This window comes from Delftia sp. PX-1 (assembly GCF_055797465.1).
The window spans coordinates 2,632,628-2,650,538 of sequence record NZ_CP184763.1; the positions used below are offsets into that span (position 1 = coordinate 2,632,628).

The following is a 17,911-nucleotide window of genomic DNA, read 5'->3' on the forward strand; positions in this document are numbered from 1 at the left end:
CGACATGCTCAACCGATTGCTTTCCGGCGACCTGCCGCGCAGCCGCGTGCTGGCGGTGCTGCTGCTGTTGATCTTCCTGGGGCTGGCAGCGGCGCCCTTCTTGTTCCCTGGCGTGAAGGCGCTGAACGTGGCGGCCAAGGTGCTGATCTTCGTGGTGCTGGTGGCCAGCTTCGATCTGCTGCTGGGCTATACCGGCATCGTGAGCTTTGCGCACACCATGTTCTTCGGCATTGGCGCCTATGGCGTGGCGATTGCATCGTCGCGCCTGGGCGCGGGCTGGGGCGCGCTGGCGCTGGGAGTGGGCGCGGCGCTGCTGGTGTCGCTGCTGCTGTCGCTGGCCATCGGCCTGTTCTCGCTGCGCGTGCGGGCCATCTTCTTTGCCATGATCACGCTGGCCGTGGCGGCGGCGTTCCAGACGCTGGCCTCCCAACTGTCGGAATGGACGGGCGGGGAGGACGGGCTGAGCTTCAAGCTGCCCGAGTGGCTGTCGCCCAGCTTCGAGCCCTTCGAGAACGAGGTGCTGGGCGTGCTGATCGACGGGCGCATCATCACCTACTACCTGCTGTTCGTGCTGGCCGTGGCGCTGGTGCTGGCGCTGCTGCGCATCGTCAATTCCCCGTTCGGCCGCGTGCTGCAGGCCATCCGCGAGAACGAGTTCCGTGCCGAGGCCATCGGGTACCGGGTGGTGGTGTACCGCACCCTGTCCAGCGTGCTGTCGGCCCTGTTCGCCTGTGTGGCCGGGGCCATGCTGGCGCTGTGGCTGCGCTATAACGGGCCCGATACCTCGCTGTCGTTCGAGATCATGATGGACTGCCTGCTGATCGTGGTGATCGGCGGCATGGGCACCATCTATGGCGCGGCGATCGGCTCGGTGCTGTTCCTCATCGCCCAGAGCTATCTGCAGGACCTGCTGCGCGTGGCCAGCGAGGCCGCGCACAGCCTGCCCTGGCTGGCCGCGCTGCTGTCGCCCGACCGCTGGCTGCTGTGGCTGGGCGTGCTGTTCGTGTTGTCGGTCTACTATTTCCCCACGGGCGTCGTGGGGCGTCTGCGTTCTTCCCGCGCCGGAGCCTGACCAGGGCCCCTGGCGCATTCGTGCATCAGAGAACTACCACAAGGAGATGGGCATGTTGAAGCGTGAAGAGATGGTGTCGTCGATTCCTGCAACCCCCTGGCGCTGGGCCTTCACGGCGCTGGCGGCGGCCGCGCTGGCGGCCTGCGGCAGCGGCGAGCGTGAGCCCAGCAACGATCTGCCCAAGGGCTTTACCGAGCTGGGCGCCACGGTGTATCCGGCCACGGCCACCGGCACGGGCGCCACGGCAGCCACGCAGGACTTGCTGACGGGCGGCCTGGGCAAGACGGGCCTGGGCGCCGCAGCTGCGCCCCTGTACGCGGACCCGGCCAATCCCACGGCGGCGGAGCTGCGGCGCAATGCGCTGTACTCCAACTACCGGGGCATCCTGGACCCCACGGCGGGCGGCGGCTACGGCACGCTGTACGGCCCCAACATCACGGCAGACGGGCAGGTGACTGCGGGCGAAGGGCTGATCCCCGGGCGCGAGTACCTGGCCGTGCTGGACGACGGCACGGGCCGCAAGCAGACCATGGTGGCCGTGCAGGTGCCGGACAGCTTTGACCGCAACCGGCCCTGCATCGTGCTGGGCCCGTCCTCGGGCTCGCGCGGCGTGTATGGCGCCATCGGCACGGCGGGCGAGTGGGGCCTGAAAAAGGGCTGCGCCGTGGCGCTGACCGACGCGGGCAAGGGCGTGGGCCTGCACAACCTGAGCGACGACACCGTCAACAAGCTGGACGGCACCCGCGCCACGCGCACGGACGCCGGCAGCCTGTCCTTCTTTGCCGCACGGCTGACCGATGCGGCGCGCGCCGCCTACAACGCGGCGTTTCCCAACCGCATTGCCATCAAGCACGCGCATTCCCAGCAGAATCCTGAAAAGGACTGGGGCAACGACACGCTGGCCGCGGCCCGCTATGCGCTGTACGTGCTCAATGCCCGCTATGGCACCACGCAGGACCCCGTGCCCTTCGGCAAGGACAACACGCTGGTGCTGGCGGGCTCGGCCTCCAACGGCGGCGCGGCCGTGCTGCGTGCGGCCGAGCTGGATACGGACGGCCTGATCGACGGCGTGGTGGCCTCCGAACCCGTGACCGAGATGCCCACGCGCCAGGGCTACACCATTGCCGTGGGCAATGCGACCATGCCCAACCCGGGCCGCACGCTGGCCGAGTACACCACCTACGGCAACATCTACCAGCCCTGCGCGGCGCTGGCGCCCGATGCGGCGCTGACCGAGACATCCATCTTCAACTACATAGGCCTCACCGCCATGACGGCGCGTGCCGAGGCACGCTGCACCAGCCTGGCCGCCAAGGGCCTGGTCATCGGCGCCACCACGGCCGACCGCGCCGCCAATGCGCTGAGCAAGCTGCGCCTGTACGGCTGGACGCGTGACCACGACCGCATGCACAACGCCCACTACGCGCTGGGCAACGGCCCCATCCTGTCGGCCATGTACACCATGGCCTATGGCCGGTTTGGCGTGGATGCCAACCTGTGCCGCACCAGCTTTGCGGCCGCCAATGCCACGGGCGACGTGGTGCCCGCCACGGGGGCCGCGCTGGCCCAGAGCTTTGCCACGGCCAATGGCACGGCCAACGGTACGCCCGCCACGGTGGTCTACAACGACTCGGTGGGCGGGGCCAAGGCCTGGCAGTTTGCCGTGTCGCCCTCCACGCGCGTGGCCGACTTCGGGCTGGACAACGCGCTGTGCCAGCACGCGCTAGTGACGGGCTTCGATCCGGTGACCGGCTTCAACCTGTCCGAGAGCAGCGTGCCCACGCGCGCCCAGAGCGACGCCGTGCGCGCCGGCATCAACGAGGTGCTGCACACAGCCAAGCTGCGCGGCAAGCCCACCATCATCGTGGCGGGCCGCAGCGATGCGCTGGTGCCGGTCAACCACAATGCGCGCGCCTACACGGTGCTCAACCGTGGCCTGGATGGCTCCAGCACGCGGCTGCGCTATATCGAGGTGGTGAATGCCCAGCATTTCGATGCCTTCCTGCCGTTCTCCGGCTTCGACACGCGCTTCGTGCCGCTGCACCCGTACTTCAACCAGGCCATGGATGCCGTGTGGGCCAACCTGCGCAGCAGCACCGCGCTGCCGGCCAGCCAGGTGGTGCGCACCACGCCGCGCGGCGGCCAGCCGGGCGCGGCGCCTGCCATCACGGCGGCCCAGGTGCCGCCCTTCGTGACGCGGCCCGCAACGGCCAACACCATCGAGGTCAGCGACGGGCTGATCCGCATCCCTGAGTGAGCCAGGCCCCGGGGCGGCCGGCTGCCACGGCGGCCGGCCGCTCCTGCACAGAGATTTCTTCCATGGCTTCCACAGCATCACCCTCGTCCGCATCCCCTTTTGTTGCCGTGCCGGATTCCCGCTACGCGCACTGCTCGGGCTATGAGATCCACTACATGGACTGGCAGCCTGCGCCCGGCGCGGAGCCTGCGGGTACGGTCATCGCCTGGCACGGGCTGGCACGCACGGGGCGCGACATGGATGCGCTGGCGCAGTTCCTGGCGGGGCAGGGCTGGCGCGTGGTCTGCCCCGACACGCTGGGCCGGGGCCTGAGCCAGTGGAGCCGCGCGCCGCGCGAGGAATACCGGCTGGGCTTCTACGCCCGCATTGCGCGCGGGCTGTTCGATGCGCTGGGGCTGGAGCGCGCGCATTGGGTGGGCACGTCCATGGGCGGGGCCATCGGCACGGTCTGCGCCTCGGGCCTGTTCGAGCCTTCGCTGCGCGCCCGCATTGCGACGCTGGTGCTCAACGACAATGCGCCGCAACTGGCCGAGTCAGCGCTGGCGCGCATCAAGGCCTATGCGGGTGAGCCGCCGGCCTTCGACACCGTGGGCGAGCTGGAGGCGTTCTTTCGCCAGGCCTACCGGCCCTATGGCTGGCTCGGCGACTCCGAGTGGCGCAAGCTCACCGAAACCAGCGTGCGCCGCCTGCCCGATGGGCGCGTCACGCCGCACTACGACCCGGCCATGATCGAGCAGTTCACGGCCCATGACGACGACTACGGCATCTGGCCGCACTACGACGCGCTGGAGATCCCCGTGCTGCTGCTGCGGGGCGTGGACTCGGACCTGGTGCTGCCCGAGGTGGCGCGGGAAATGACCACGCGCGGCCCCGGCGCGCGCGGCCTGCTGCACTGGCAGGAGGTGCCCGGCTGCGGCCATGCGCCGGCGCTGAACGTGCCCGCGCACTGGCAATGGGTGCTGGAGCATCTGCAGCGCGGCTGAGCATCAACCCGGGCCGGGCGCGGATGTTGCTGCCGCGCTAGCATTTGCGACGGGTGCAGCCTCGCCTTCTTTTTCGGGTGCGGGCACCGTCTGGGCAAGAGAGGCCTGACATGGGTTTTCTGGTGGAGCTGATCCGTGAGTACGGCTTCGGCATCGTCTTTCTCAATGTGTTCGTCGAGCAATTGGGCGCGCCGATTCCGGCCTACCCGGTGCTGGTCGTGACCGGTGCGCTGGAAGGCGCCGACTGGGTGCGCCTGCTGTGGCTGGTGGCCGTGGCCGTGAGCGCGGCGCTGATTGCCGACCTGTTCTGGTACCAGGCCGGCAAGGCCTACGGCCACCGTGTGCTGGGACGCATCTGCCGCATCTCGCTGTCGCCCGATGCCTGCATCCGCCAGACCGAGACCGTCTATGGCCGCTGGGGCGCAAGGTCGCTGCTGGTGGCCAAGTTCGTGCCGGGCTTCGCCTCCATCGCCAGCGCGCTGGCCGGCGTGATGGGCACGCCGCTGCGCAGCTTCGTGCTGTATGACGGGCTGGGTGCGCTGATCTGGGTGGGCTCGGCCGTGTACCTGGGCTCGCTGTTCAGCTCCACGGTGGAAGACCTGCTGGGCGTGCTCACCGCGCTGGGCCAGTGGGGCCTGTTGCTGCTGGCCGTGGCGCTGGGGCTGTTCATCGTGCGCAAGTGGTGGCAGCGCCATCGCATGGTGCGGTCCCTGCGCATGCCGCGCATGTCGGTGCGCGAGCTGGCGGGCCTGCATGCCCAGGGCATGCAGCCCACGGTGATCGATGTGCGCGCCCTGCCGCAGTACCGCCAGGGCCATATCCCGGGTGCACAGTCCTGGGAGCTGCGCCCGCGCGATGGCGGCGAGTCGCATGCGCACCTGCTGCCCCAGCACGACCATCCCCACGGGGTGGTGGTCTATTGCGACTGTCCCAATGAAATCTCGGCCGCGCGGCTGGCGCGCCAGCTGCAGCGCGCGGGCTTCGCCAACGTGCGCCCGCTGGTGGGCGGCCTCAAGGCCTGGCAGGCGGCCGGCTTCGATGTGGAAACCGCGCCGCTGCCCGTGACGGCCAGCGCGGATGAGGGGCCGGCGCCCAGCGTCCCCTGACCTTGGCCTTGGTCTATTTGCCTGCCGGCATCGAGCAGTGCCCGCCTTGCGTGGCCTTGCCCGAGCCGGCCGCGATCAGCGGTGCCTCGAAGCGCAGGTCCACGGGGGGCGAGTGCAGGTGGTCCCAGGCCAGGAAGAGGACCAGCACGGCCCAGAAGACCGCGCGCAGGCTGTTCTGTTGTGTCATGGCGGGTCCTTTCAGAAATTGAAGTGGCGGCGGATGCGCAGGCCGAAGATGGTGCCGGCAAAGGCCAGCGGCACCCAGATCCAGCCGTGGATGCTGCCCGTGGAGATGCCCGAGAGCATGGCGCCCACATTGCAGCCGAAGGCCAGGCGCGAGCTGTAGCCCAGCACCAGACCGGCCACCAGGGCCACCATCCATTGCGTGCCCGTGAGCGGCTTGGCATTGACGGGCTTGGCGGCAGCCACCCACAGGGCGCCGCCCAGGATGCCGATGTTGGTGATGCTGGTCACGTCCAGCAGCACGGTTTCATGCAGGCGCGCGGCGTTGCCGGGCTGGCTCCAGAACCAGTTGCCGGCCAGGTCCACGGCGCCTGTGGCGTTGGCGATCTTGGCGGCCCACAGGCCGAAGCCGTAGACCACGCCCCAGGGCTGGCCCGCAATGATGAGGTTGAGCGTGGCCAGCACGGCCAGCAGCACGGCGCCCACCACCCACTTGCGCACGAACAGCGGCTTGGCCGGGCGCTTGAGTGCCATGTTGGCGCCACGCACATACCAGGCCACGCCCAGCGCGACCACGGCCAGCGCCGCCAGCGTGGCCAGCAGGGCAGGGGCCCAGCCCCAGGCCGTGACCAGGCCCACGGGCTGGGTGTTGCCCAGGTCCAGCCACCAGCCCAGGTGCAGGCTGCCCAGGAAGCTGCCGATGGCAAACACGGGCAGGATGGCCGCATTCATGGGAATGCCCATGCCGGCCTTGTACAGCGTGCCGCTGCCGCAGCCGTCCGCGATCTGCATGCACAGGCCGAAGACGAAGGCGCCCACCAGCAGGCTGATGCTGGGCGGGCCCAGGGCAGCCGTGAGTTCGGGATAGTGGCCCAGCAGCGGCATGGCCAGCGCAGCGGCCAGCGCCAGCAGCAGCAACTGGCCGAAGACGCCGCTGGCGTCCTTGTCCTCGATCAGCATGCGCCAGCCCGTGGTGAAGCCAAAGCGCTTGCCGGCCAGCACCGCGCCCAGGCCCAGGCCCACGGCGAACAGCGCGGCCTGGCGCACCGAGACGCTCCACAGCAGCCAGCCAAAGAAAACGGCCAGGATGGCCGCAAGAGGAAGTCGTTTCATATCATTTTTCTCCATGCAGTCGCCCTCCCCCGCGAAGCGGGTAGAGAGGCGCCGTGCCACGGGTAAGGCGCGCAAGCGCCTCAGGGGGTGTTTACTTGAACTTTTTTTCCCACCACTGCTTGGCGTCGTAGGCCAGGGATTCGGCGCGGCCGGGCTGGTTGGCCATGGGCGGCGCATCGGCCTGCTGCGTCCAGTCCACCATGGAGCCCGCATACAGCTTGACGCCCGGCAGGCCCGCGACTTCGGACAGGCCGAACCAGTCGGTGGCCGCCCAGTGGCCGGTGTTGCAGAAGGCCACCATGTCCTGGCCCTGCTCGCGCTTGACCTTGGCCGCGATCTGCTTGGCCGTGGCGGTATCGACAAAGGTGGAGGTGCCGGGCACGAACCACTGGTTGAAGTCCAGCTGCTGCGCGCCGGGCAGGGTGCCCGAGAGCTTGGCGGCCGGCGCGCGCGTCTTGCCCTGGTAGAAGGCGTCGGGGCGCGAGTCCACCAGGGCGGCGTTGCTGAGCCTGACGTGCTGGCCCACATCCTCGCGCGTGGCGATCAGGCTGGTGTCGAGCTGGGGCTGGTAGCTGCTGCGGGCCACTTTGACGGCCTCGTTGTCCTGCGGGAGCTTTTGCTCGTTCCAGGCCTTCATGCCGCCGTTGAGCACGGACAGCTCCTTGAGGCCCAGCAGCTTGAGCGTCCAGTACACGCGCGCTGCGGCGCCGAAGTCGGTGGCGTCAGCGCCCGTGGAGACCACGATGGCGTGGGTGGCCGGCGTCAGCCCCAGGGACTGCACGAGTTCGGTGAGCTTGGGCAGCTCGGGCAGTTCGCCGGGATTGGTGGCGGGGCCGCGCCATTTGCCGTAGGGAGCGTTGAGCGCACCGGGAATGTGGCGCTCACCATAGGCCTTGGGATCGCGGATGTCGATGATGCGCACGGCGTCCTGGCCGGCGGCGGCCTGCACGCCTGCGGGCGTGAGCAGGGGTTCGGCGGCGTGGGCCGTGCCCAGGGCGGTGCAGGCAAGGCCCAGCGCCAGCAGCGGGGCCGCCAGGCGCAGAGCAGGGGAAAAGGTCTTGGTCATGATGGCTGGGGCCGGCCATGGAAAACCGGCGGGACAAGCAACAGAGGTGCAATTGTCCCGCTTGCAGCATCTATATACAAAGACGCTTATGCATTCTGCTCATGAGGCAGGGTTATATGGCGCGGTGCACAGGATGCAGAACGGCCTCAGCGCTGTGCGCCCACGGCCTTGGCGCGCTCCAGGCTGGCGTCCAGTTCGGCCTGCGGCGCCTTCTGCGTGGGCCAGCCCTGCAGGTGCTGCTGGGCGATGCGGCTCAGCGCCGTGATCCAGGGCGCGCTGTCGTTGAGGCAGGCGATGTACTCGAACTGCTCGCCGCCCGCATGCATGAAGGCTTCGCGCGCTTCCTGGCTGATTTCCTCCAGCGTTTCCAGGCAGTCGCTGGTGAAGCCGGGGCAGACCACGTCCACGCGCTTGGTGCCGCTGCGTGCCAGCTCGATCAGCGAGGGCTCGGTATAGGGCTCCAGCCATTTGGCCTTGCCAAAGCGCGACTGGAAGGTCACCAGGTATTGCGAGGGCGACAGGCCCAGGCGCTCGGCCAGCAGGCGTGCGGTCTTGCGCGATTCGCAGTGGTAGGGGTCGCCCAGGTGCAGCGTGCGCTCGGGCACGCCGTGAAAGCTCATGACCAGCTTTTCGCCACGGCCGTTGCCGCGCCAATGGGCCTCGATGCGCTGGGCCAGCGCGTCGATGTAGGAAGCGTCGTCGTGGTAGCGGTTGACGAAGCGCAGCTCGGGGATGTGGCGCTGGGTGCGGGCCCAGTCATAGACCGCGTCGAACACGCTGGCCGTGGTCGTGCCCGAGTACTGCGGGTACAGCGGCAGGATGAGGATGCGCGTGGCGCCTTCGGCCTTGAGGGCATCGAGCACGCTGGGGATGGACGGGTTGCCGTAGCGCATGGCATGGCGCACCAGCACGTTGTGCCCGGCCTCGCCCAGCCAGCCGCGCAGCAGCAGGGCCTGGCGCGCGCTCCAGTGCTGCAGGGGGGAGCCGTCCTTCTCATGCCAGACGGTGGCGTACTTGGCCGCCGACTTGGCCGGCCGCGTGCGCAGGATGATGCCGTGCAGGATGGGCAGCCAGGCAATCCTGGGGATCTCGACCACGCGGTCGTCGCCCAGGAATTGCGCCAGGTAGCGGCGCACGGCCGGGGCCGTGGGCGCATCGGGCGTTCCAAGGTTGCACAGCAGCACGGCGGTGCGCTGGGGTTGGTCGTGGCGGAATGGGGGTTCTGGCGCAAAGCGGGATGGCATGGCCCCGATTGTGGCAGGACGCGGCGGCCTGCCATGCGAGCCCGATGACCCGGCGGCAGCCTGCAGCGGCTGCCTTCGCTATGCTCGGACCATGTCCCAAGCCACCACCGCTCCCCTCGCCGAATCCTCATTTGCCCCTGCACTGACCGCCTTGCAGCAGTTGCGCCGCAGCGGCCGCATCCGCGCCATATCCATCGATCTGGATGACACGCTGTGGCCTGTGTGGCCGGCCATCTCGCGTGCCGAACAGGTGCTGCTGGACTGGCTGCACACCCATGCGCCGGCCACGGCCGCGGCGCTGCGTGACGTGGCCGCCGTGCGCGCCATCCGCGTGCAGATCGAGCGCGATCGTCCCGACCTGGCCCATGACCTGAGCGGCCTGCGCCGCGAGTCCATCCGCCTGGCGCTGCAGCGCAATGGCGACGACGGCGCGCTGGCCGAGCCGGCCTTCGATCTTTTCTTTGCCGAGCGCCAGCGCGTGGACTTGTACGAGGACGCGCTGCCCGCCCTGCAGTTCCTGGCCGCGCGCTGGCCCGTGGTGGCCTTGAGCAATGGCAACGCCAGCGTGCATGTGGTGGGCATCGGCGAGCATTTCCATGCCGCGCTGAGCGCCAGCAAGGCCGGCATGGCCAAGCCCGATGTGCGCTTTTTCCACGCGGCAGCGGCGGCGGCTGGCGTGGCGCCTGACGAGGTGCTGCACATTGGCGACGACGCGCGGCTCGACGCGCTGGGCGCCATGGATGCGGGTATGCACGCAGTCTGGCTCAACCGCACGGGCGTAGCATGGCCTCACGAGGGGTCCACGCCCCACGTCACGGTGGCCAGCCTTGCGCAGTTGTGCCAGGGGCTGGCTGACAGCTGACCCTGCCTGCCCGCGAAGCCGCGCCACGCCATGCCCATCAGCCACAGCACAGCTTTCCTCCACCCCCCCGTCCTCCCCGCCGTGCGCAGCATCGGCTGGAAACACCCTTTGAGCTGGCTGGCGCGTGGCGCGCGCGACATGGCCAGGGCGCCCTGGCTGAGCCTGGCACATGGCCTGGTCTTGACCTTGATCGGGTTTTTGATCTTGACGCTGGGGCACAATCGCTTTTGGCTGATGGCCGGGGCCCTGTCGGGGTTCCTGATCGTCGGCCCTGTCGTGGCAACCAGCCTCTACGCCATCAGCCGCGCGCTGGAGCGCGGCGAGGCTGCCGATCTGTCCCTGGTGCGGCGTACCTGGACGCGCTGGCAAAACGGCCATGCGGCCAAGGCCGAGGGGCAGGGCGGCTACTGGTGCCTGGTGCAGTTCGGGCTGCTGCTGTCGCTGGCGGCCACGGGTTGGGTGCTGGTGTCGGCGTCGCTGATCACCGTGCTCTCGCCCGTGCGCATTGCCACTCCGGCGGATTTCCTGCAGCACGTGGTGCTGGCCCGCGACGGGCAGTTGTTTGCGATATGGCTGGCGCTGGGCAGTTTTCTGGCAGCGCCTATTTTTGCGTCCAGCGTGGTGGCCATGCCGCTGATGCTGGACAGGCGGGTGACGGTGCGCCAGGCCGTGCTGACCAGTTGGTTGGCCGTGCTGGCCAACCCTGTGCCTCAGGCACTGTGGGCCGCCCTCATTGTGTTGTTGACCCTGCTGGGCCTGGGCAGCTGGCTGCTGGGACTGGTGGCCGTGATGCCCCTGCTGGGGCACGCGAGCTGGCATGCGTACCGCGACCTGGTGGATGCGTCGACCTTTGCGGCGCGCTGAGCCGGACCGCCCGGCCTGACCGGACTTGCAGGGGAGGAGGTAGGACGGTGTTGTCGTGATATTCGGGTATACAGAAGAACAGATCGCCCATTTCTTCCTCACCTACGGCGTGGGGGCCTTCATCCTCTTCATGGTGTTCATCATCCTGCAGCTGGCACGCCAGTCCAAGGCAGGAAAGTTCGGCACCTTCGTGATTTTCCTGGGCCTGGGCGTGGGCTTTGTCGGCTACGTCGCCAAGATCGTCATCCAGTGGTGGATGGAAAAATGATCGTCACCCCCTGAGCCGCTGCGCGGCTTCCCCCTCTCTCGCTTCGCGGGAGGGGGACGACACCCTCGCGGCGGGGCGGCCCTTGCTCGGTGTCCCAGGCTTTGGGCTGCGTCGGTTTTTGTGCCCTGCTCAGCGCGCCTATCTTCCTGGCCTGCCTGCTCCTTGCTGCGCCTCTATTCCGCCTTGGCCCCCGCAGCCTTGATCACCGGGTCCCAGCGCTTGATTTCTGCGGCGGTGTGCTGGCGCAGGGCGTCGGGGGTAAGGCGGTCTGCGGGCGGGATGATGACGCTCATGTCCGTGAAGCGCTTGACCAGGGCGGGTTCGGCCAGGGCGGTGCGCAGGGATTTGTTGAGGCGCTCGATGACGGCCTGGGGCGTGCCTCGCGGAGCGTACAGGCCGTGCCATACGGCAAGCTCGAAGCCGGGCTGGCCGGCCTGCGCGAAGGTGGGCACATCGGGCAGGGAGGGCAGGCGTTCGCGCGTGGCGACGGCGTAGCCCTTGAGCATGCCCGCCTGTATGTGCGGGCCGGTGGCCACGGGCTGGTCGCAGATGACATCGACATTGCCTGCCACCAGGTCCTGCAGGGCCGGACCCGTGCCACGGTAGGGCACCAGGGTGGCCTCGGTGGAGGTGGTCTGCAGCAGCATGGCGCACAGGTGGGAGGTGGCGCCTACGCCGGCATGCGAGAAGCGCACTTCGCCCGGCTTGGCCTTCATGTGGGCGATGAAGTCCGCCAGCGTGGCGGGCGCAAAGCCTTTGCTGCGCACCAGGATCATGGGCACGTCGCCGGCCAGCGCGATGGGTTCCAGGTCGCGCCTCACATCGAAAGCGAGCTTGCTGTAGAGCGCGGGCGCCGTGGCGATGCCCATGTTGTGCAGCAGCAGGGTGTGGCCGTCGGCCTGGGCGCGTGTGACGCGGCTGGTGCCGATGGTGCCACCGGCGCCGCCCAGGTTCTCGACGATGACCTGCTGGCCCAGGTCGCGCGTCATGGCCTCGGCCAGCACGCGGGCCAGCACGTCGGTGGAGCCTCCGGCCGCGTAGGGAACGACGATGGTGACGGGCTTGTTGGGGAAGGCCTGGGCGGCAAGGCTGGCTGCTGCCAGCGCGGCGGCGAGAAGGGTCTGGGCGAGGGGATTGCGGATGAGGGGGCGCATGGGTTTGTCTCCTGGAGGCGCGTGCAGGGGCCGCCGGCTCTGTGCGGCCGGTTGTCGGTGGCGTGTTTGGTGGCGTGAGGCAGGAAGGCAAGGGCCGCATGCGGCCCTTGACGACGGCGAGACGGCGCAGGCTCAGGCCGGGGCCACGTACCTGTACAGCTCGGTGTGGTCGGCGGTGGGTCCCAGGGATCTGGAGGCCTCGGCCGCCATGGCGCTGACCTGTTCGGCCAGTGCCATGGGCGTGTGCATGGCCTGGCCCAGCGACAGGGCAATGCCCACGTCCTTGGCCTGCAGCGCCAGCGAGAAGCCCGAGTTGAAGGCGCCGTTCAGCATGAATTGGTGGGCCTTGTTTTCGGTGGTGTTGTTCTTGCCGGTGGAGGCATTGATCACGTCCACGATGGTGGCCGGCGCAATGCCGAAGGCCGCGCCTGCGTGGATGGCCTCGGCCGTGGCGATCAGGGCCGCTGCCGAGACATAGTTGTTCAGCGCCTTGAGCGCATGGCCCGCGCCCACGGGGCCGACATGGGTGATGGCCTGGCCCATGCGCTGCAGCAGGGGCAGGTGCTGGGCGAGCAGGTCCGCATCGCCCCCGACCATGATGGACAGCGTGCCCGCAATGGCGCGCTTGACGCCGCCGGAGACCGGCGCATCCAGCAGCCCGATGCCGCGCTCGCCCAGCAGGCCGGCCAGCGCACGCGTGCGGTTGGGGTCGGCAGAGCTCATGTCGATGATGCAGGCGCCGGGCGGCAGGTGCGGGGCCAGTTCGCCCACCACGGCATCGACGATGCGGGAGTCGGGCAGCATGGTGAAGACCACGCTGCAGCCGGCAAAGTCGGCCGCGCCGGATGCCACGGCCACACCCGCATGTTCCTGCGCGAATCGTGCGGTGGCAGCGGGCACGGCGTCCCGGATGACCAGGGCGTGCCCTGCGGCGTGCAGCAGGTGGGCCATGGGCTGGCCCATCATTCCGAGGCCGATGAATCCTATGGTGGTCATGCTGCGTGCCTCAGATGTCCATCTCTTTGAAGACTTCCGAAGCCACGCGGAAGGAGTCGATGGCGGCCGGCACGCCGCAGTAGATGGCGGTCTGCAGGAAGACCTCCTTGATTTCGTCCTTGCTCAGGCCGTTGTTGATGGCGCCGCGCACATGCAGCTTGAGTTCATGCGGGCGGTTCAGCGCCGTGATCATGGCCAGGTTCAGGAAGGAGCGCGTCCTGCGGTCCAGGCCCGGGCGGTTCCAGACATCGCCCCAGCAGTACTGCGTGACCAGCTCCTGCATGTCGATGTTGAAGTCCGTGGCGTTCTGGATGGACGCATCGACATACTCGGCGCCCAGCACCTCGCGGCGGGTGGACAGGCCCTGGTCGAAGAGGGCGGGGTTCTTGGGGGCGTAGGCTCGGGTCATGAAAACTCCTGATGGAAGGCGGTGAAGGTGTCTTTCGGTGGAATGGATTTAATCAGATTGTCAGACAATCATACTTGATGAAAATCGGGATTGCCTGCCGGGCCAGGTGTGTGTATGACAATCCGTCAGTCCGTCCGGCCCCTGGATTGGCGGGTAGGATTCGTCCCATGAACCAGATGCTGCGTGTCCCCCGCGAAGAAACGTCGCTGCGCCAGCGCACGACGCAGACCCTGCGCACGGCCATCCTCGATGGCGTGTTTGCGCCGGGCCAGAAGCTGTCCGAGCGCGAACTGTGCGAGAGCCTTGATGTGAGCCGTTCGTGCCTGCGCGAGTCCCTGCAGCACCTGCAGGCCGAGGGGCTGATCACCATCGTTCCGCACCGGGGTCCCGAGGTCACGGACATCTCGGTGCAGGAAGTGCGCGATATCTACGAGGTGCGGGCCAGCCTGGAGGGCCTGGCCAGCCGGGGCTTTGCGCTGCATGCCTCGGCAGGCCAGCGCGCCGCGCTGCGCGCCAAGCTGGGCGAGCTGGCCGTGCCCGCCGTGGCCAGCGACAAGGTGGCCCTGCTGGCGATCAAGAACCAGTTCTACGACATCCTGATCGAGGGCTGCGGCAATCTGGTGGCCGGCCAGATGCTGCGGCAGCTGAACAACCGCGTGACGGTGCTGCGGCGCATCTCCATGTCCCAGCCCGGGCGCCTGCCGCAGACGCTGGCCGAGCTGGATGCCATCGTGACGGCAATAGAGCAGGGCGACGCGGACCAGGCTGCGCGCCTGAGCGCCGAGCATGTGCAAAAGGCCAGCCAGGGCGTGTTGCGCGCCATGGCCGAGAAGGCTGGCCCGGCCAGCTGATGCCGGGGCCTGCGCCTGTACCTGGGAGTGTCAGTCCGTGTGCGCTCAGTCCGGCTTGACCTGGGCGCGCTTGAGCACCTTTTGCCAGCGCGTCTGCTCGGTGGCAATGAACTGCGCGAACTGCTGGGGCGTGCTGCCGATGGGCTCTGCCGCATCGCCCTGCAGGCGCTTGAGCGCGTCGGGCGCCTTGACGGCCTTGGCGCATTCGGCGGCCAGCTTGTCCACGTGGGCTCGGGTCATGCTGGAGGGGGCGAGCATGCCGTACCACTGGGTCATCTCGAAGCCCGGGAAGCCCTGCTCGGCCACGGTGGGCACATCGGGCAACTGGGGCAGGCGCTGGGTCGATCCCGTGGCGATGCAGCGCACCTTGCCTGCCTTGATGAAGGGCAGCAGAGCGGCGGCGCCGACCGAGGCGGCGTCCAGGCGGCCTGACATCAGGTCCGTCATCATCGGCCCCGTGCCGCGATAGGGCACGTGCAGCATGAAGATCTCGGCCGTCATCTTCAGGTACTCGAAGGCCAGGTGCCCGGCGCTGCCATTGCCGGCCGAGCCGTAGCTGAGCTGGCCGGGTTTTTTCCTGGCATAGGCGATGAGTTCACGCAGGTTCTTGACCGGCACGTCGGGGTGGACCACGTAAAGGCTGGGCACCTTGGCCAGCAGGCTGACGGGCTGGAAGTCCTTGTTCGCGTCGTAGGGCAGCTTGTCGAAGATGTAGGGATTGACGGCCAGCGTGCCGATGTGGCCCAGGATGACGGTGCTCTGGTCATCGGCGCGCGCCACTTCCTGCATGGCGATGTTGCCGGCCGCGCCGGGCTTGTTGTCCACGAAGACGTTCTGGCCCAGGGTCTTGGACAGCTCGGCGGCCGTGGAGCGCGCCACGATTTCCGAGCTTCCGCCCGGCGCAAAGGGCACGACAAAGCGGATGGGCCGTGTGGGCCAGGCGTCCTGCGCCAGCGCGGCCGCAGGCAGCAGGCCAGACAGGGCCATGGCGCCCGTGCCGGCCAGCAGTTGGCGGCGGCTGAGCGGGGGCAGGTCTGCGTGGTGAAGAAAGTCGCGCGAAGGCATGTCTGGTCTCCTGGATATCGTTGTAGTGGATGGTCCGCAGCAGATGCGGCGCCAGCGATGGTGGCGCTGGCGGCTGTCAATCTGCTGTCAAACCGGGGTCCGCAGGCTACGGAGATACCCGGGGGTCAGTCGGTGTGTGCTGTGCGATGGGCTGCGGCTGCGGCCTCGGCAGCCTGCATGCCGCTGCGCACGGCGCCCTCGATGGTGGCCGGATACGGCCCGTCCACATGATCGCCGCAGGCCCACAGGCCGTGGCCCAGCTCCAGGCCGGGCCGCTGAAGTTGGGGCAGGCAGGCGAAGGTGGCGCGCTTGTCGATCACGGTGCGCAGCGGGATCAGGCCATGCCAGCCCAGCTGGGCCTGTGCCTGGGCCAGCACCTGGACCTGCAGGGTTTCGCGGTCCGATGCGCTGTCGCTGATGACGAAGGCCATCAGGCCCTGCGGGCCGCCGAGTTGTCCACGGTCGAAGACGAATTGCGCAGGCGCATCGGGCGTGGGGCGCAGCGCCAGCCAGGGCGCGCCCGGGGGCAATGTGTGGGAGGGATCGCCGGTCTGCGCATAGACGGTGGCAATGGGGCGGTGCTGCAGGTCCTGGGCCAGCTGCGCCCAGCGCTGCAGGGCTATGCCGTCGCGTGCAGGCAGGCTGTCGTGCTCGGCGGCGGTGAGTGCCAGGCGCGCGGCCTCGGGCGCGGGGCAGGCCAGCAGCACGGCGTCGAAGGGCGCGTCTTCGCCCTGGGCTGCGCCCAGCGTCCAGTGCGGGCCCTGGGGCTGCAGTTCGGCCACGCGGCTGCCCAGGCGCACGGCGTGGCCGCGCTCTTGCAGCCACTGCGCGGCCGGCGCGGGGAACAGGCTGCCCAGGTCATGGCGCGGCACCAGGAAATGCGAGCCGCCACGGCCGCTGAACAGCGCATCGCGCAGCACGCGAAGGAACACCGTGCCGCTGGCCAGGTGAATGGGTGTGTTGAGCGCCGAGATGCACAGCGGGTCGATGAACTCGCTGACCAGGCGCTGCGGCAGGCCGGCGCACAGGTCGGCCACGGTGGCTTGCGGCACGCAGCGAAAGCCCGCCAGCCGCCAGCGCACGGCACGCGCCAGCAGGGCTGCACGCTCGCCCAGGCTCCAGCCGCGTGCGGTGGCAATGCCGGCCAGCGCATCCAGCGGCGCAGGCCAGTCGGGAAAGCGCAGGCCGCTGCCATCGGCGTAGGGCAGGGCCATGGGCTGGCGGTGCAGCGCCCGTTCAGGGTCCACGCCCACCTCGCGCATGAGGCGCAGGCTTTCGGTGTACGCACCGATGAGGATGTGCTGGCCGTTGTCCACGCGCAGCGGGCCCTGTGGCGTGTCGAGGTCCATGCCGCGCGCACGGCCGCCGGGCTCGCGTGCGGCCTCGTGCAGGGTGATGTGCCAGCCGCTGCGCGCCAGCGCAAGGGCGGCCGCGAAGCCGGCCCAGCCGCCGCCGAGGATGGCGGCGCGCGGCTGAGCGGCGCGCGGCACAGAGGTGCGCGGCTTGTCTTTGGCGCTGTCTCTGCTCACCGCGCCATGCGCCCCAGCGCCTGCATCTTCCAGGCCAGCCACAACTTGCGCAGCGGCGGCAGGCTGATGCGCTGGTGCAGCACGCGGAAGTCGTCGGCCTCGATCTCGCGCAGCAGGGTGCGGTAGATGCTGGCCATCATCAGGCCGGGCTTTTGCGTGCGGCGGTCGGCCGCGGGCAGCAGGGCCAGGGCCTCGTCGTAGAGGCGGTGGGCGCGCTCGGCCTGAAATCGCATCAGCGCGGTGAAGCGGTCCGAGTATTCGCGCTTGGTGATCTCATGCGCCTTGACGTCGAACTGCTGCAGCTCGCTGATGGGCAGGTAGATGCGTCCGCGCATGGCGTCCTCGCCCACGTCGCGGATGATGTTGGTCAGCTGGAAGGCCAGGCCCATCTTGTGGGCGTAGGCCGTGGTTTCTTCCTGCGTCTGGCCAAAGATGCGCGCGGCCACTTCGCCGACCACGCCTGCGACCAGGTGGCAGTAGCGCGCCAGGCCCGGGAAGTCCAGGTAGCGGGTCTGCTCCAGGTCCATGCGGCAGCCGTCAATGACGGCCTGCAGGTGGCGCTCCTCGATGGCGTAGACCGGGGCATGCGGCATGAGCGCCCGCATCACGGGATGGGAGGGCTTGCCTGCAAAGGCCTGGTGCACTTCGTTCTGCCACCAGCCGAGCTTGGTGGCGGCCACGCCGGGGTCGGAGACTTCGTCCACCACGTCGTCCACTTCGCGGCAGAACGCATAAAAGGCGGTGATGGCGGCACGGCGCTCGCGCGGCAGGAAGAGGAAGGCGTAATAAAAGCTGCTGCCCGAGGCGGCAGCCTTGTCTTGGACGTACTGATCCGGATTCATATGGGGCGGGATTGTCCCATGGACGGCTGGGAGCCAAAGCCTGGGTG

18 protein-coding genes are annotated in these 17,911 nt (G+C 69.0%); 8 read left to right on the forward strand and 10 right to left on the reverse strand.

What is annotated here, in order from left to right; translation table 11 throughout:
• Positions 1-4 precede the first annotated feature (4 nt).
• From ACN20X_RS12090 to ACN20X_RS12105, 4 genes are all read left to right on the forward strand, one after another.
• Positions 5-1,072 carry a branched-chain amino acid ABC transporter permease gene (locus tag ACN20X_RS12090; protein ID WP_310039189.1) on the forward strand — a complete coding sequence of 356 codons (1,068 nt, stop codon included), beginning with the start codon at positions 5-7 and terminating at the stop codon, positions 1,070-1,072.
• Positions 1,073-1,124: 52 nt separating this feature from the next.
• Positions 1,125-3,329 carry a 3-hydroxybutyrate oligomer hydrolase family protein gene (locus ACN20X_RS12095; RefSeq protein ID WP_133073401.1) on the forward strand — a complete coding sequence of 735 codons (2,205 nt, stop codon included), beginning with the start codon at positions 1,125-1,127 and terminating at the stop codon, positions 3,327-3,329.
• A 62-nt stretch (positions 3,330-3,391) separates the two neighbouring features.
• Complete coding sequence (locus tag ACN20X_RS12100; RefSeq protein WP_016449607.1) at positions 3,392-4,312, forward strand: alpha/beta fold hydrolase; 921 nt, start codon at positions 3,392-3,394, stop codon at positions 4,310-4,312.
• Positions 4,313-4,422: 110 nt separating this feature from the next.
• On the forward strand, positions 4,423-5,418 hold the full coding sequence (locus ACN20X_RS12105; RefSeq protein WP_016454055.1) for a rhodanese-like domain-containing protein: 996 nt from the start codon (positions 4,423-4,425) through the stop codon (positions 5,416-5,418).
• A 13-nt stretch (positions 5,419-5,431) separates the two neighbouring features.
• On the opposite strand, the gene ACN20X_RS12110 is transcribed toward ACN20X_RS12105, so the two are convergent.
• The 4 genes from ACN20X_RS12110 to hemH form a co-directional block, all read right to left on the reverse strand.
• Entirely contained in the window at positions 5,432-5,605 is a 174-nt protein-coding gene (locus ACN20X_RS12110; protein WP_016449605.1) for a hypothetical protein, read from the reverse strand.
• A gap of 11 nt (positions 5,606-5,616) precedes the next feature.
• Complete coding sequence (locus tag ACN20X_RS12115) at positions 5,617-6,714, reverse strand: YeeE/YedE thiosulfate transporter family protein (protein ID WP_046239479.1); 1,098 nt, start codon at positions 6,712-6,714, stop codon at positions 5,617-5,619.
• Positions 6,715-6,805: 91 nt separating this feature from the next.
• Positions 6,806-7,780 carry a sulfurtransferase gene (locus ACN20X_RS12120; protein WP_017404609.1) on the reverse strand — a complete coding sequence of 325 codons (975 nt, stop codon included), beginning with the start codon at positions 7,778-7,780 and terminating at the stop codon, positions 6,806-6,808.
• Between the two features lie 146 nt (positions 7,781-7,926).
• Entirely contained in the window at positions 7,927-9,024 is a 1,098-nt protein-coding gene (gene hemH, locus ACN20X_RS12125; RefSeq protein WP_034367489.1) for a ferrochelatase, read from the reverse strand.
• Positions 9,025-9,115: 91 nt separating this feature from the next.
• Here hemH and ACN20X_RS12130 point away from each other — a divergent pair, with 91 nt between their 5' ends.
• From ACN20X_RS12130 to ACN20X_RS12140, 3 genes are read left to right on the forward strand one after another with little or no spacing between them, the layout of a single operon-like run.
• Positions 9,116-9,886, forward strand: coding sequence for an HAD family hydrolase (locus ACN20X_RS12130; protein ID WP_016449602.1), 771 nt, complete (start codon positions 9,116-9,118; stop codon positions 9,884-9,886).
• A gap of 30 nt (positions 9,887-9,916) precedes the next feature.
• The gene (locus ACN20X_RS12135; RefSeq protein ID WP_343740073.1) at positions 9,917-10,750 is read left to right on the forward strand and encodes a DUF2189 domain-containing protein; all 834 of its coding nucleotides are present in this window, start codon (positions 9,917-9,919) and stop codon (positions 10,748-10,750) included.
• 55 nt (positions 10,751-10,805) lie between these two features.
• Positions 10,806-11,018, forward strand: coding sequence for a DUF2788 domain-containing protein (locus ACN20X_RS12140; protein WP_016454060.1), 213 nt, complete (start codon positions 10,806-10,808; stop codon positions 11,016-11,018).
• 173 nt (positions 11,019-11,191) lie between these two features.
• Here ACN20X_RS12140 and ACN20X_RS12145 read toward each other — a convergent pair whose 3' ends face one another.
• From ACN20X_RS12145 to pcaC, 3 genes are all read right to left on the reverse strand, one after another.
• Entirely contained in the window at positions 11,192-12,172 is a 981-nt protein-coding gene (locus tag ACN20X_RS12145) for a tripartite tricarboxylate transporter substrate binding protein BugD (protein ID WP_473210646.1), read from the reverse strand.
• A 132-nt stretch (positions 12,173-12,304) separates the two neighbouring features.
• Positions 12,305-13,168 carry an NAD(P)-dependent oxidoreductase gene (locus tag ACN20X_RS12150; protein ID WP_473210647.1) on the reverse strand — a complete coding sequence of 288 codons (864 nt, stop codon included), beginning with the start codon at positions 13,166-13,168 and terminating at the stop codon, positions 12,305-12,307.
• 10 nt (positions 13,169-13,178) lie between these two features.
• Entirely contained in the window at positions 13,179-13,577 is a 399-nt protein-coding gene (gene pcaC / locus ACN20X_RS12155; RefSeq protein ID WP_016449596.1) for a 4-carboxymuconolactone decarboxylase, read from the reverse strand.
• Positions 13,578-13,744: 167 nt separating this feature from the next.
• Here pcaC and ACN20X_RS12160 point away from each other — a divergent pair, with 167 nt between their 5' ends.
• Positions 13,745-14,428 carry a GntR family transcriptional regulator gene (locus ACN20X_RS12160; RefSeq protein WP_016449595.1) on the forward strand — a complete coding sequence of 228 codons (684 nt, stop codon included), beginning with the start codon at positions 13,745-13,747 and terminating at the stop codon, positions 14,426-14,428.
• A 45-nt stretch (positions 14,429-14,473) separates the two neighbouring features.
• Here ACN20X_RS12160 and ACN20X_RS12165 read toward each other — a convergent pair whose 3' ends face one another.
• From ACN20X_RS12165 to hpnD, 3 genes are all read right to left on the reverse strand, one after another.
• Positions 14,474-15,493: a Bug family tripartite tricarboxylate transporter substrate binding protein gene (locus ACN20X_RS12165; RefSeq protein ID WP_016449594.1), complete on the reverse strand. Its 1,020-nt coding sequence runs from the start codon at positions 15,491-15,493 to the stop codon at positions 14,474-14,476.
• A gap of 125 nt (positions 15,494-15,618) precedes the next feature.
• Positions 15,619-17,022, reverse strand: coding sequence for a hydroxysqualene dehydroxylase HpnE (hpnE, locus tag ACN20X_RS12170; RefSeq protein WP_473210648.1), 1,404 nt, complete (start codon positions 17,020-17,022; stop codon positions 15,619-15,621).
• Positions 17,019-17,864 carry a presqualene diphosphate synthase HpnD gene (hpnD, locus tag ACN20X_RS12175; protein WP_016449592.1) on the reverse strand — a complete coding sequence of 282 codons (846 nt, stop codon included), beginning with the start codon at positions 17,862-17,864 and terminating at the stop codon, positions 17,019-17,021. Before hpnD ends, hpnE begins: the two co-directional genes overlap by 4 nt.
• Positions 17,865-17,911: the final 47 nt, after the last annotated feature.

Coding starts and splice junctions, on each gene's coding strand:
- ACN20X_RS12090 (WP_310039189.1), top strand. CDS start 5: ATGCTCAACCGATTGCTTTCCGGCGACCTGCCGCGCAGCCGCGTGCTG.
- ACN20X_RS12095 (WP_133073401.1), top strand. CDS start 1,125: ATGTTGAAGCGTGAAGAGATGGTGTCGTCGATTCCTGCAACCCCCTGG.
- ACN20X_RS12100 (WP_016449607.1), top strand. CDS start 3,392: ATGGCTTCCACAGCATCACCCTCGTCCGCATCCCCTTTTGTTGCCGTG.
- ACN20X_RS12105 (WP_016454055.1), top strand. CDS start 4,423: ATGGGTTTTCTGGTGGAGCTGATCCGTGAGTACGGCTTCGGCATCGTC.
- ACN20X_RS12110 (WP_016449605.1), bottom strand. CDS start 5,605: ATGACACAACAGAACAGCCTGCGCGCGGTCTTCTGGGCCGTGCTGGTC.
- ACN20X_RS12115 (WP_046239479.1), bottom strand. CDS start 6,714: ATGAAACGACTTCCTCTTGCGGCCATCCTGGCCGTTTTCTTTGGCTGG.
- ACN20X_RS12120 (WP_017404609.1), bottom strand. CDS start 7,780: ATGACCAAGACCTTTTCCCCTGCTCTGCGCCTGGCGGCCCCGCTGCTG.
- hemH (WP_034367489.1), bottom strand. CDS start 9,024: ATGCCATCCCGCTTTGCGCCAGAACCCCCATTCCGCCACGACCAACCC.
- ACN20X_RS12130 (WP_016449602.1), top strand. CDS start 9,116: ATGTCCCAAGCCACCACCGCTCCCCTCGCCGAATCCTCATTTGCCCCT.
- ACN20X_RS12135 (WP_343740073.1), top strand. CDS start 9,917: ATGCCCATCAGCCACAGCACAGCTTTCCTCCACCCCCCCGTCCTCCCC.
- ACN20X_RS12145 (WP_473210646.1), bottom strand. CDS start 12,172: ATGCGCCCCCTCATCCGCAATCCCCTCGCCCAGACCCTTCTCGCCGCC.
- ACN20X_RS12150 (WP_473210647.1), bottom strand. CDS start 13,168: ATGACCACCATAGGATTCATCGGCCTCGGAATGATGGGCCAGCCCATG.
- pcaC (WP_016449596.1), bottom strand. CDS start 13,577: ATGACCCGAGCCTACGCCCCCAAGAACCCCGCCCTCTTCGACCAGGGC.
- ACN20X_RS12160 (WP_016449595.1), top strand. CDS start 13,745: ATGAACCAGATGCTGCGTGTCCCCCGCGAAGAAACGTCGCTGCGCCAG.
- ACN20X_RS12165 (WP_016449594.1), bottom strand. CDS start 15,493: ATGCCTTCGCGCGACTTTCTTCACCACGCAGACCTGCCCCCGCTCAGC.
- hpnD (WP_016449592.1), bottom strand. CDS start 17,864: ATGAATCCGGATCAGTACGTCCAAGACAAGGCTGCCGCCTCGGGCAGC.